The 12,058-nt window shown below is 42.2% G+C and carries 15 protein-coding genes and 1 riboswitch; of the genes, 7 read left to right on the top strand and 8 right to left on the bottom strand.

Annotation, left to right across the window (positions count from 1 at the left end; translation table 11 throughout):
- Nucleotides 1–72 precede the first annotated feature (72 nt).
- A riboswitch (TPP riboswitch) is annotated at nucleotides 73–165 on the top strand.
- An 82-nt stretch (nucleotides 166–247) separates the two neighbouring features.
- Complete coding sequence (locus ACOOE0_RS03525) at nucleotides 248–2,470, top strand: TonB-dependent receptor (RefSeq protein WP_420401094.1); 2,223 nt, start codon at nucleotides 248–250, stop codon at nucleotides 2,468–2,470.
- A gap of 46 nt (nucleotides 2,471–2,516) precedes the next feature.
- Entirely contained in the window at nucleotides 2,517–3,512 is a 996-nt protein-coding gene (locus ACOOE0_RS03520; RefSeq protein WP_420401093.1) for a Gfo/Idh/MocA family protein, read from the top strand.
- Here the strand turns inward: ACOOE0_RS03520 and ACOOE0_RS03515 are convergent.
- Nucleotides 3,509–3,946: a Rieske (2Fe-2S) protein gene (locus ACOOE0_RS03515; protein ID WP_420401092.1), complete on the bottom strand. Its 438-nt coding sequence runs from the start codon at nucleotides 3,944–3,946 to the stop codon at nucleotides 3,509–3,511. The genes ACOOE0_RS03520 and ACOOE0_RS03515 overlap by 4 nt on opposite strands.
- Nucleotides 3,947–4,131: 185 nt before the next feature.
- Here ACOOE0_RS03515 and greA point away from each other — a divergent pair, with 185 nt between their 5' ends.
- Together greA and ACOOE0_RS03505 are read left to right on the top strand one after the other, a co-directional pair.
- Nucleotides 4,132–4,608 (top strand): transcription elongation factor GreA, encoded by a 477-nt coding sequence (gene greA / locus ACOOE0_RS03510; RefSeq protein WP_420401091.1) that lies wholly within the window; start codon nucleotides 4,132–4,134, stop codon nucleotides 4,606–4,608.
- A 76-nt stretch (nucleotides 4,609–4,684) separates the two neighbouring features.
- Nucleotides 4,685–5,077 carry an HIT family protein gene (locus ACOOE0_RS03505; RefSeq protein ID WP_420401090.1) on the top strand — a complete coding sequence of 131 codons (393 nt, stop codon included), beginning with the start codon at nucleotides 4,685–4,687 and terminating at the stop codon, nucleotides 5,075–5,077.
- Here the strand turns inward: ACOOE0_RS03505 and ACOOE0_RS03500 are convergent.
- Together ACOOE0_RS03500 and ACOOE0_RS03495 are read right to left on the bottom strand one after the other, a co-directional pair.
- Nucleotides 5,070–5,420, bottom strand: coding sequence for a hypothetical protein (locus tag ACOOE0_RS03500; RefSeq protein WP_420401089.1), 351 nt, complete (start codon nucleotides 5,418–5,420; stop codon nucleotides 5,070–5,072). The genes ACOOE0_RS03505 and ACOOE0_RS03500 overlap by 8 nt on opposite strands.
- A 5-nt stretch (nucleotides 5,421–5,425) precedes the next feature.
- Nucleotides 5,426–6,574 (bottom strand): sensor histidine kinase, encoded by a 1,149-nt coding sequence (locus ACOOE0_RS03495; protein WP_420401088.1) that lies wholly within the window; start codon nucleotides 6,572–6,574, stop codon nucleotides 5,426–5,428.
- A gap of 123 nt (nucleotides 6,575–6,697) precedes the next feature.
- Here ACOOE0_RS03495 and ACOOE0_RS03490 point away from each other — a divergent pair, with 123 nt between their 5' ends.
- The 3 genes from ACOOE0_RS03490 to aat are packed head-to-tail and all read left to right on the top strand — an operon-like array spanning nucleotide 6,698 to nucleotide 9,157.
- The gene (locus tag ACOOE0_RS03490) at nucleotides 6,698–7,075 is read left to right on the top strand and encodes a DUF3127 domain-containing protein (protein ID WP_420401087.1); all 378 of its coding nucleotides are present in this window, start codon (nucleotides 6,698–6,700) and stop codon (nucleotides 7,073–7,075) included.
- Nucleotides 7,076–7,108: 33 nt separating this feature from the next.
- Nucleotides 7,109–8,458 (top strand): short-chain fatty acid transporter, encoded by a 1,350-nt coding sequence (locus ACOOE0_RS03485; protein ID WP_420401086.1) that lies wholly within the window; start codon nucleotides 7,109–7,111, stop codon nucleotides 8,456–8,458.
- A gap of 36 nt (nucleotides 8,459–8,494) precedes the next feature.
- Nucleotides 8,495–9,157, top strand: a complete 663-nt coding sequence (gene aat, locus ACOOE0_RS03480) for a leucyl/phenylalanyl-tRNA--protein transferase (RefSeq protein WP_420401085.1) — start codon at nucleotides 8,495–8,497, stop codon at nucleotides 9,155–9,157.
- On the opposite strand, the gene ACOOE0_RS03475 is transcribed toward aat, so the two are convergent.
- The 5 genes from ACOOE0_RS03475 to ACOOE0_RS03455 all read right to left on the bottom strand — a co-directional run bounded on the left by ACOOE0_RS03475 (nucleotide 9,146) and on the right by ACOOE0_RS03455 (nucleotide 11,979).
- Nucleotides 9,146–9,835: a DUF2490 domain-containing protein gene (locus ACOOE0_RS03475; RefSeq protein WP_420401084.1), complete on the bottom strand. Its 690-nt coding sequence runs from the start codon at nucleotides 9,833–9,835 to the stop codon at nucleotides 9,146–9,148. The genes aat and ACOOE0_RS03475 overlap by 12 nt on opposite strands.
- Nucleotides 9,816–10,400, bottom strand: a complete 585-nt coding sequence (locus ACOOE0_RS03470) for a hypothetical protein (protein WP_420401083.1) — start codon at nucleotides 10,398–10,400, stop codon at nucleotides 9,816–9,818. The genes ACOOE0_RS03475 and ACOOE0_RS03470 overlap by 20 nt, the downstream gene beginning before the upstream one ends.
- On the bottom strand, nucleotides 10,387–10,950 hold the full coding sequence (locus ACOOE0_RS03465; RefSeq protein WP_420401082.1) for a DNA-3-methyladenine glycosylase I: 564 nt from the start codon (nucleotides 10,948–10,950) through the stop codon (nucleotides 10,387–10,389). The genes ACOOE0_RS03470 and ACOOE0_RS03465 overlap by 14 nt, the downstream gene beginning before the upstream one ends.
- Nucleotides 10,951–11,220: 270 nt before the next feature.
- Entirely contained in the window at nucleotides 11,221–11,604 is a 384-nt protein-coding gene (locus ACOOE0_RS03460; protein WP_420401081.1) for a hypothetical protein, read from the bottom strand.
- 33 nt (nucleotides 11,605–11,637) lie between these two features.
- Nucleotides 11,638–11,979: a hypothetical protein gene (locus ACOOE0_RS03455; protein WP_420401080.1), complete on the bottom strand. Its 342-nt coding sequence runs from the start codon at nucleotides 11,977–11,979 to the stop codon at nucleotides 11,638–11,640.
- Nucleotides 11,980–12,058: the final 79 nt, after the last annotated feature.

Below are 12,058 nucleotides of genomic sequence, written 5' to 3'. Positions count from 1 at the left end.
TCCCGTTCTTCAAAAAGTGTTAATTATGTTACTTTTTTGCTATGATAAATTAAATGGGCGCACTACATTTGTGCCATCTCAAAGGGGTGCTTTTTTAAAAGGCTGAGATTATACCCAATGAACCTGGGCGGGTAATGCTGCCAAGGGATTGCGCTAAGCGCATCTTGGAATTTCTATGTTTCCTTAGAAACACAAATCAATTTTTAACCGGAATAATGGCCCCTTTTATTCGTAATATTTTTTACGGATGAAACCATTTTGTTCAAAGCGACAGCCAAAAAAACACATAAGGCGCTACGCTAAAACACTATTTTCAACTTTGGCCCTTTTGGGGCTGGCACTTTCTGTAAGTGCGCAACAAAACCCAACAGATTCCCTGGAAGGGAAAAAAATCGTCCTCGATGAAGTATTGGTACAGGCCGTTAGGGTCACCAAGGAGTTTCCCATTACGTTTTCCAATTTGGATCAGGAGGAGCTTGCTCCGCGAAACTTGGGACAGGACATTCCCATTTTAATGAACTACCTGCCCGCCGTGGTAACCACTTCAGACGCTGGAGCTGGGGTGGGATACACAGGTATTCGTGTGAGGGGAAGTGACGCCACGCGTGTGAACGTAACCATCAACGGAGTGCCCTATAATGATGCCGAATCGCATGGTACCTTTTGGGTGAATATGCCCGATTTCGCCTCTTCTACGGAAAGTTTGCAATTGCAACGCGGAGTGGGAACATCAACCAATGGGTCAGGTGCGTTTGGTGCCAGTTTGAACATTCTTACCGATGCATTTTCGGAAGAAGCTTATGGTAGAATCTCTTCGTCCATTGGAAGTTTCAACACCCTGCGCAACAATGTCAAATTCAGTACGGGACTTATTAATGAGCACATAGAACTTTCCGGGCGATTGTCCAGGATTACTTCAGATGGTTATATAGATAGGGCAAGTTCTGAGCTCGATTCGTACTTTCTTCAAGGAGCATACAAGGATGATAATACCTTGATCAAGGCCTTGCTATTTGGAGGGCACGAGGTCACCTATCAAGCTTGGTTCGGGATAGATGAGGCTACACTTAACTCGAACCGAACTTTCAATCCTGCCGGAATGTATACCGATGAGAATGGGGTGACCCAATTTTATGATCGGGAAGAAGACAATTACAAGCAAGACCATTTTCAACTGCACTGGAACGAAAGATTGAACTCAAGATGGAATGCCAATATTAGTTTACACTATACACGTGGCAGAGGCTACTTTGAACAGTTTAGGGAAGATGACGATTTTGATACCTATGGCTTTGAACCCATTACTGTGGATGGAGAAACGGTAAACACCACCGATTTGATCCGAAGAAGATGGTTGGACAATGATTTTTATGGAACCGTTGTATCGTTGAATCACCAAAACGAAAATCTAAATCTTATCATTGGAGGAGGATACAATGTTTATAAAGGAGACCATTTTGGTGAGGTCATTTGGGCCAGGTTTGTTGGGAATAGCAGCATCAGGGATCGCTATTATGATGACAACTCAACCAAAACGGATGTTAATACCTATGTAAAGGCCAATTATAAGTTGGATTCCCAATGGTCTGTTTTTGGAGATGTCCAATACAGGGGAGTAGGATATGAAGCCAATGGAGAAGATACTGGTTTGGTGGATGATACCTTCAACTTTTTCAACCCAAAAGCTGGGATTACGTTCGATTTAAACCCAAACCACAACTTTTACCTGTCGTATGCCAGGGCAAATCGGGAACCCAACCGGAACGATTATGAAAATGGAAGCCCAAAACCGGAAAAGCTCAACGATTTTGAATTGGGGTGGCGCTATGTTTCGCCCACTTTTCAATTGAACGCCAATGCGTACTATATGCGATACAAAGATCAATTGGTGCTTACGGGCGAATTGAACGATGTGGGAGCACCCTTAAGGGCCAATGTTGGGGACAGCTACCGTTTGGGCTTGGAATTGGATGCCAACATAGCGTTGGGCGATCAATGGGCCCTCAGACCCAACATTGCTTTGAGCGATAACAGAAATGTGGATTTTGTTTTCCAAAGAGATGGGGTGATACAAGATTTGGGGAACACCAAAATAGCCTATTCTCCCAATCTCGTAGCGGGCAACATCCTTGCCTTTATGCCTTCGGAGGAGCTTCAGCTGTCCTTACTGAGCAAATTTGTAGGGAAACAGTATATGGGAAATATCGATTCTGAGACATCGGAGCTGGACAGCTACACCCAAACGGATTTGAATATCCAGTACGTGATCGAGACCAATTCCTTTGTGAAGAGCATAGTGCTTTCTGGATTGGTGAACAATATTTTTGATGCCGATATTGTTTCCAATGGTTTTTTCTTTACCTATGATGACGACTTTTCCAATCCTGGAACCATTACAACTATAGAAGGGGCCGGTTTTTACCCTCAGGCAGGAATCAACTTTTTGTTGGGGGCCACGGTGAATTTCTAAAAAGAACCAAATACAATTGAGAAAGGGATTCTGTACATTTATGATCATGACAGAATCCCTTTCATTTTTCAATAAGACCCCTGTTCGATGGGGTGTGATTGGCTGCGGTGGTGTGGCCGAGAAAAAAAGTGTTCCAGCCTATCAAATGGCCAAAGATTTTGAAGTGGCCATGGTCATGCGTAGGGATGCCGACAAAGTGGAGGACTATGCCCGCAGACATCATGTTCCGCATTATACTACCAATGCCCAAGAGGTGATAGAAAGTTCAGAAGTGGATGCCGTGTATATTGCAACCCCACCAGATTCACATAAGGAATATGCTCTTATGGTCGCCAAGGCGGGGAAACCTTGTTGTATTGAAAAACCTATGGCACCCACCTATGCGGACAGCTTGGCCATTTATAAAGCTTTTGAGGAGAAGAATTTACCTCTTTTTATAGCCTATTACCGCCGATCATTGCCAAGGTTCAATCAGCTAAAGCAATGGTTGGATGAAGAACAGATTGGGGAGGTAAGACATATTCATTGGCAAAAGACCAAACCTCCATCAGAAGTGGATTTAAATGGAACATACAATTGGAGAACAGATAAACTGGTAGCCCCAGGAGGTTATTTTGATGACTTGGCTAGCCATGGGTTGGATTTATTTGTACACCTCTTGGGAAACATTCAAAGTGCACAAGGCTTTACGGCTAATCAACAGAGACTGTATAGCGCTCATGACAGTATAGCAGGCAGTTGGGTTCATGAAAATGGGGTTACAGGTACTGGAGTTTGGAACTTTGCCTCGCATCATAGGGAAGACAGGGTTGAAATTTTTGGTTCCAAAGGAAAAATCACCTTTGCTGTGTTGGATGAGGCCCCATTGGTTCTGGAATGCGGGTCTGAAAAGACAGCTTTGGAAATACCCAACCCAGAGCACGTACAACAATACCACGTCCAAAACATTCAGGATCACCTCATGGGATTGGCTCAGCACCCATCCCAAGGAAATTCTGGCCTTCACACCAGCTGGGTCATGGATAAAATACTGGGGAATTAGTTGGATATGGTCACAACGTTTCCACTTTGCGTGGCCCTATAGAACAAAAGGTCATAATAACGGGTGCCGTCATCAGGTCTATTCAATTGCTGACCTGTGAATAGGCTATAGGTGAAATCTTCGCAGGAGCAGGTCACATTCTGACCATCAATGGTCATGGTGGAGCAACTGTTTGGGGTATGGTTGGGACAACTGGCTTCAAAAGCAAAAAAAGTGTCCAATCCAGTACGCATTACAAAAGCACCCCGTGTTCCTACGCCATTATTTCCTACATAAACAGGGTTGCCAATAGTATTCAGGTTGTTGTATAAGGGTAGATTAAGGTTTAGATCAAACCGAAAATTGACCTCCTGTAAATAAGGATTTCGGTTTGTTGGATCAGATTCACAGGAGATTAGGAAAAATAACAAAAGACAGCCCCAGATGTACTTCATAGCGTGGATTTCATGGTATTACAGCGGCAAAATTGGGCAAAAATTGCCTATATTTGCGTTAAATCCTCGCAAAAACTATGCTTGACATAGTTCCAGTTGAGGATTTTTTGTATTTGTACCGAAAAAGCGCATTGGGAAAATAAACACATTTTCCTCAATGTTCTTTTGCATTAAAAAATGACGATATGAGTAAAATATCTTACTATACAGCTGAGGGATTAAAAAAACTTAGGGAAGAACTAAACCACCTTAAAGATGTGGAGCGCCCCAAGGCATCGCAGGCAATTGCCGAAGCTAGGGATAAAGGAGATTTGTCTGAAAACGCTGAGTATGATGCAGCCAAGGAAGCTCAAGGACTTTTGGAGATGAAAATTTCCAAAATGGAAGAAACCTTGTCCAACGCCCGCTTGATAGATGAATCCCAATTGGATACCTCCAAGGTTTTGGTTTTGTCCACGGTAAAACTCAAGAATCAGACCAACGGAATGGAGATGAAGTATACCTTGGTTGCTGAAAGTGAGGCCGATTTGAAAGCAGGTAAGATTTCGGTAACCTCGCCCATAGGGAAAGGATTGCTGGGGAAATCTGTTGGGGAAGTGGCGGAAATCCAAGTGCCCAACGGAACGTTAAAGTTTGATATTTTGGAAATCACCCGAGAATAAAACACATTTAATTGTATAATTTTAATCCCGTCCTTTGACGGGATTTTTTATTTCAAACCAAACAAAACCAAACCTAATGCCCAGTATTTTCACCAAAATCATCAATGGGGAGATTCCCTGCTATAAAATTGCCGAGGATGCAGACAATTTTGCGTTTTTGGACATTAACCCCAATGCCAAGGGCCATACCTTGTGCGTACCTAAAAAAGAAGTGGATAGATTGTTGGATTTAGATGAGGATGCCTACCTAAAACTCATGGCTTTTTCCAGAAAGGTGGGCCAAGCCATTGAGGCAGTGGTTCCCTGCGAAAGGGTAGGTATGAGTGTTATTGGGTTGGAAGTGCCCCACGTGCACGTACATCTAATTCCATTGCAAAGCATGAAAAATGCAACCTTCCAATATAAGGAATCCTTGACTGCTGAAGAGTTTGAAAAGGTTGCCGAACAAATTAGCGGAGCTCTTAAATAAGTCCTTCCATTCTTAAATAAAATCCACCAGCCACTAAAGCCAAGACTAGAATGAGCAAGATAAAGAACAAGGTGGTGAATCGTACCTGGGGTCTGTCCGGTTGAACCAGTTTGTTGTAATAGTCAAACACCCGCTCAATATCCTCGGTCCAGTTTACGGGATAGATAATGGAGTAACATTTCTTACATTTTATTTCATGGGTAACCACATCCGTGGTCCTATGAAAAAATGGATTGAACGTATGCTTCTGATAGAAGGTAAGCTTAAGCTGCTGGTTAAAACATTCGGGGCAGTTGTTGGTAATTTCAGCTTCCTTTATCGCAATTTGTTTTTCTTTTGCCATGGCATCTAAACATTTGCCTTGAGGGAAATTTGCATTATTGTTCCTTCTTTACTTGACGAAAATACTTTAATTTTTCCTTTGTGGTATTCTTCCACAATTCTTTTTACCAAAGAAAGCCCTAGGCCCCAGCCTCTCTTTTTGGAAGTTACACCCGGATTAAAAATATTCTGGAAATCGCTTTTTGGAATCCCATGTCCGGTATCCGAGACCAAAACGTGTACGTGTTGACCCTTCTGTTCAATTTGAATACTGATGCTCCCTTTACCCTTCATGGCATCTATTCCGTTTTTCACCAAATTTTCAATACTCCAGTTGTATAGTGGAGGATTCAGCATCACGGGAAGCTTCTCAATATCAGAAGTAAAGTCAAAATGAACCAACTTGGAACTTCTTCGTTTAAGATATTGGTAAGCTTTTTCAGTTTCTGATACAATATCGTGTTCTTTTAATTCCGGGGTAGATCCAATTTTGGAAAACCGTTCCGTAATGGTTTGCAAACGGATAATGTCCTTTTCAATTTCCTTGGTAATGTCGGGATTGATATCCTCGGATTTCAATAGTTCATTCCACCCCAAAAGCGAGGTAAGAGGAGTTCCGATCTGATGGGCTGTTTCCTTGGCCATTCCTGCCCACAATTTGTTCTGTTCCGAGGCCTTGTTGGTCTTGAAAAAGAAGAAAATGACCGCTCCAAAAAGGAAAATAATCAGTAATAGGGCCAAGGGATAGTACTTCAGCTTGTTCAACACCTCCGAATTTCCATAGTATAAAGTTTCCAAAAGCTCCCCTTCCTGCACAATGTGGATAGGTTCGTTTTCACTGGCAAACTGCCTGATTTTTCGTTGGATGTAGGCGCTGTCCGAAGCTCGTTCAGGTGCAATGTTATGTGTTTTGATAGACCCTTCCTCATTCACCAAGATCATTGGGGTGGAGGTGTTGTTTCCCATAACCTTTAAGGTAAGATTGCCCAATTCTTGGTCTACGGAAGATTGAATGAGCTCCAATTGGGCAGTGGCCCAAATCTCCATTTTGAGTCGCTCTTCCTCTTTAAATTTTTTGAAAAAACTATTGGTGTTCCACAGGATGAGACTTACAATGACAAAAGCGGAAATCAAGAGGGTGATGTTGGACGCTTTGTTTTTGGGGCTGAAGTTCATGCTTTGGTGGAATTCTGATTAAAGATAGGAGAAAAGTGAGAATTTGTTGATAGTTCGGTATGCTTGGTCGTTTTTATTGGAAGGCATTTTATGTATTTTTGGGGCTTATTGAAAATAGCATATATGGAAGTTCAGGGTAGAATAAAAATGATTGATGAAACCAAAACCTACGGTAATAACGGTTTTAGGAAAAGAGAAATTGTAATAACCACGGAAGAACAATATCCGCAGCATATTTTGGTGGAATTTGTTCAGGATAAATGCGATTTACTGAACAACTATAGTGTTGGACAGCAAGTGAAGATCAGTATCAATCTAAGAGGAAGGGAATGGGTAAATCCCCAGGGAGAGACCAAATATTTCAATTCCATTCAAGGATGGCGTATAGAAAACTTGGAAGCTGCCCAACCTTCTGCCGATATGCCACCTGTACCGCCCATGGAGGCTTTTGAACCCGCTGATGACCTAAACGAGGAAGATCACGACGATTTGCCATTCTAAACCGTTTTGGCACTTACCCAGGTAATAGAACGTATGTTTAGACGGTATTTACCGTCGCCGTTCACCATTGCCATTTTATTGACCATGCTTACCATGGTCTTGGCCTTTTGTTTCACGGAAAACCGCTCTGAGGGGAGCCATATAGCGGCTATTCTATCCTATTGGGAAGACGGTGTTTGGAACAATGGGCTTTTGGTGTTTGCATACCAAATGATGCTCATTTTGGTTTTGGGCCATGTATTGGTGCTGAGCAAACCTATGGAGCGACTCATCCTTCGGATTACAAAACTTGTAACTTCTACTTCCAATGCCGCAGTTCTGGTAGCCCTTCCTACTATGTTGGTTGCTTTTTTTAACTGGGGGCTTGGGCTCATTTTTGGGGCCATTTTGGCAAGAAAAGTGGGTGAGTGCGCCCAGGCCAACAATATTCCTATCAATTATCCTTTGGTTGGGGCTGCAGGCTATGGTGGATTAATGATTTGGCATGGGGGCATTAGCGGATCTGCCCCTATAAAAGTATCTGAAGCTGGCCATCTGAGGGAACTGATGCAAAATGTTTCGGACAATGCGCTTTTTGACCAGTTGCCAGAACTGATTTCAACCTCAAGTACCGTTTTTAATCCTTGGAACTTAGCCCTGTTCGTCTTGGTAGTGACTGCCATAACCTTGACTGTTCATTATCTTGGGAAAAAAGCCAAACCTACCGTAATGAACCTGAAGGAGTATAAGTTTCAGTCCATTCAAAAGGAGAATTTGGAAGGGGCAGAAAAGTTGGACTATTCCAAAATAGCAGCTTCTGTTTTTGGGGTTTTGATTTTACTTACCTTTTTGATTCAATACTTTCCGGCCCTGAGAAAATTGAACATTACCCCTAATATGCTCAACTTTTTCATGCTGGGCTTGGCCATAATTTTGCATGGAAGCTTCAAGAGCTTTTTAAATGCGATTGAAGAAGCCATCGGAGATACTGCTGGAATTCTGATACAGTTTCCCTTGTATTTTGGAATTATGGGTATTATGGCCAATAGTGGAATGATCAATGGGATTTCCGACTTTTTTGTATCCATTAGTACAGAAACAACACTCCCCATATTTACCTTTCTAAGTGCTGGCCTTGTCAATATTTTTGTGCCAAGTGGAGGGGGTCAATGGGCCGTGCAGGGGCCATTGGTTTTGGAGTCTGCACTGCAATTGGGTGTGCCCTTGCCCAAAGCCATAATGGCTCTGGCCTATGGAGATCAGGTGACCAATATGCTGCAACCCTTTTGGGCGTTACCCCTGTTGGGAATTACCAAGTTGAAGGCCAAGGAGATTCTTCCCTATACCCTAATTTTCATGTTGGTAGGGTCCCTTATCTACATTACAGGGCTTTTGATCTGGTAAACTTTTCATTAAATTTATAGAAAACTGCTTTGGAAAATGGAAAAGGATGGAATCAACATCCCATTACACTTTTTGGGTGATCAATTGGAATTTCCGCCTGTGGAGATGGCCAGTTCTGATGGTCTTTTGGCCGTAGGGGGAGACTTGTCCCCGGAACGTCTTTTATTAGCCTATAAAAATGGCATCTTTCCTTGGTTCAATGAGGATGCGCTGATTCTCTGGTGGAGCCCTGACCCAAGAATGGTACTCTTCCCCCAAAAGGTAAAAGTGTCCAAGAGTATGCGGAAGGTCATGCGAAGCCAGCAATTTTCCTTAACACAAAACCAATGTTTTGAACAGGTCTTGGATTATTGCGCACAAGTGGAACGAAAAGATCAGGAGGGAACCTGGATTACCCCAAATATGAAGTCGGCATACATGGAACTATTTCAAAGGGGGATTGCCCGTTCTTTGGAAGTCTGGCAGGAAAATACCCTTGTAGGCGGACTATACGGCGTGGATTTGGGTCATGTGTTTTGTGGCGAAAGCATGTTCAGCCTAACCTCCAACGCTTCCAAATTTGCCTTTGTAAAATTGGCAGAGGAATGTCTGGTAAAAAACTACAAACTTATAGATTGCCAAGTGCATACACCCCATTTGGAAAGCCTTGGAGCAGAACTCATTTCCAGATCGGATTTTATGACCCACCTAAAGGGATAATTGAACACCGGTGAGCAGGAATAAGATATGATCCGGTTGTGTGGCCGTATAGTTTTCAGCTCGATATTGTGTGCCCACAAGAAGTTTAATGCCTTTATCAAACTTCCAGCCCAATTGACTTGTGACACGGGCATCATATTCCGGGGAAGAACTTTTGGCAAAACTGGCCAGACCTTCTAAACTGACAACTAGAAAAGGCTCTCCTAGATTCAATTTTTCTCCCTTTAAAGGAAAGTCAACAGCAAATCGATAACGGAAACGATGAATGGTCATTAATTTGGTGATTCGCTGTTCTGATCGGAAACGATGTCCAAAACGAACCACTAAAGGCTTTTGGGTAAAATTATATTGTTGGACTAGTCTAAGTTCGTTGGGATTTTGTTCGAATAGGTCTCGGTAACGATACTGAGTACCAAGGGCAATACTCTGATTATCACTGAGCTCCAATTTGGAAAAATGTACCAAATCCAAATGTCGGCCCCTAAACCCAGATTCGCCTTCGTCCACAAAATAAATACGGTGTGCCAAGGAGAGATTATGGGAATAAGTTCCTGAAACCTTATAATTGACAGCCATTTGGGGTTGCCAGAATCCAGTGAACTCCCCTTGCCCCCAAGATAGCAAGGGCAACAGACAAAACACCAATCCAATAGGCCATTTAATAGAGGATATGGTCATAGTTGGATGTGAATGATTGACGTAACTTTAGCAGTGTTCCTTCTGAATTGAACAAAGCTTCATAAGTCTTGAATTGTTGTTTGTCCTTGGCTGCAAAAACCAACTCGTAGTTGATGTAGGATAAAATCAAATTCTGAAATGCCTGTTGCATTACTTCTTTGGAATCCCGATCCTTGCAAGGATACTGTTGCTGTATTTTTTTGATTCTGAATTTTTTGAACTTGGAAGTCAACTTATTGGTCATATTGTTCCAACTGTCCTCCGGGATATCCCCTTTTTGGATGATAAACTCAACATCTTCCAGAAGTCCTTGTTCATTGAATTCTATGCTGTAGTGGAGTTTTCGGTTTTTAAATTTTACCTCATAACTTCTTTTGGTGCTATCCTGCTCGTGATAAAACCGTACTCTTTTTGCATCTTCTAGATAAGGGGAAACCAATTCAAGTGCATTGGACGGAAATTGTGCTTTCGGAATCCTGGTTTCTTGCTCATATTTACCCTGGGCCGACAGCTTTAAGGTCGCGACCAAGAAAATAGCGAGCAAAACAAATCTAGACTTCCTCATATCTAAAACAACCCATCTCGTGATCGTTGACCATTCCAGTGGCCTGCATAAAAGCATAAATTACCGTGCTTCCCACAAACTTGAATCCCCGCTTTTTCAAATCCTTGCTTATGGCGTCGGAAAGTGAGGTTGTAGCAGGGCAATCTTTGTAGTTGTTCCATTTGTTTTTGATGGCTTTCCCATCAACAAATCCCCAAATGTAGGCGCTAAAGCTTCCAAATTCCTTCTGAACGTCCATAAAGGCTTTTGCGTTGGACACCGTTGCGTGGACTTTCAACTTGTTTCTGATGATTCCGGAATCGGCCAAGAGTTCATCAATTTTATCTTGGTTGTACTGGACAATTTGTTCGTAATCAAATTGGTCAAAAGCTTTTCTGAAGTTTTCCCGTTTTCGTAAAACGGTAATCCAGCTAAGCCCTGCCTGAAAGGTCTCCAATACCAAAAACTCAAAAAGTGTAGGATCATCCCATACAGGGACTCCCCATTCTTCATCGTGGTAGGCTTCGTACAGCGGATCCCCTTCGCACCAACCACATCGATGTTTAGCCATAAATAGGTTTTTGTTTAAAGATAGGGGAAATTGAATTTTTTATGGAAAGTAAAGCTGGGGTAAAACAAGATTTATTTCGCCAGTGGATTTTAAAACAATTGGATAACGAAAAGATACAGGGGCATGCCTAATGTGATATTCATTGGCCAAGAAACCAATGGCCAAACTGTCCGTCAATCAGCAGATGGGACGTATTTGCCTTGTCCTCAATCCCCTCTGAACTGGATTTGGACCACAATTTCTGCCACTTTTTCATCATAGGATAACCCTTTATCGTACAATAGCCGCTTTGCCCTTTTCAGGAATCATCTTTAATTCTCCTGAAGCTACAGCCTTGTCAAAGTCAGCAGTCATAGTTTTGTAAACTCTAAAAAACTTCTTGCCGTCTTTGCGCTTGAAAGTGACTTTGGGCTCCTTGCCATTAAAAATTTCGGTAATGGTAACGGTGGTTTTGTTTAAGGTTGACAAATCTGCAATACCCCCTCTTTTGATGATAAAATTCTTACGGGGAACATCCACAAATTTGTAGTGGCTGCCCGAAGGATTTCCCAAAATTATCTCATCGCCAATTTCAATTTGATCCACATACCGTTCTTGAGCTTGCATGCCCACACAAATAAATGTGAAGGCCAAAGTGTAAATAAATTGTTTCATATCAGTCAGATTTACAATTAGTTCTTAGCCGTGCTATCGTACCAAAATGGCTTTGATGGTAGGTTTAAAACCATAAAAATTTCTACCGTCTTCCCGCCGCAAAACCACTTGAACACTCCCGTCAGCCATGGTTTCCATTTGATCCACAGTTACTCGATGTCCGTGGAAATTGAGCTGTAGGCCAAATCCCGACGAAGAATTCAAGGAATTCTCCACAAGCACCATTTTGGAGTATGGGATTTCCAACAGCTTCCCATGTTCAAAGTCTCCACGACTTTCAGTAAAGTGCATTACCTGCATACTAAATTGGTTTTGCTGTGCACTGCCAGCATAACCAAAAAGAAGCAGGCTTATTAAAGGTAATAATCTTTTCATAGCAATTTATTTCCCATTTTTTTCAAGTTAAAGATAGAATTAATCGCCATAAAAACATAAACACTATTGTTAAAGAGTG

It is taken from the genome of Flagellimonas sp., assembly GCF_965215805.1.
In the GTDB taxonomy this organism is placed as follows: domain Bacteria; phylum Bacteroidota; class Bacteroidia; order Flavobacteriales; family Flavobacteriaceae; genus Flagellimonas.
This window is presented reverse-complemented; position numbering and strand designations above follow the sequence as displayed.